1 protein-coding gene is annotated in these 212 nt (G+C 73.6%); it reads left to right on the plus strand.

From position 1 onward, the window contains the following. Positions 1-212 (plus strand): transposase (locus CUT83_RS31215; protein ID WP_277622947.1); only part of this gene is annotated, 212 nt, incomplete at both ends.

Below are 212 nucleotides of genomic sequence, written 5' to 3' on the forward strand. Positions count from 1 at the left end.
CCGGAGGGTGCGTCGCCGTCCACGGTGACCGTGTCCCAGGACGCGGCCGGACGCTGGTTCGTGTCCCTGCTGTGCGAGGACCCGTCCGTCAAGCCGCTGCCCGCCACCAGCGCGGCCGTCGGCATCGACGTCGGGCTCGACCACCTGCTGACCCTCTCGACCGGGGAGAAGATCGCCAACCCCCGCCACGAGCGGCGCGACCGTACCCGCCT

It is taken from the genome of Streptomyces barkulensis, from assembly GCF_002843305.1.
In the GTDB taxonomy this organism is placed as follows: Bacteria; Actinomycetota; Actinomycetes; order Streptomycetales; family Streptomycetaceae; genus Streptomyces; species Streptomyces barkulensis.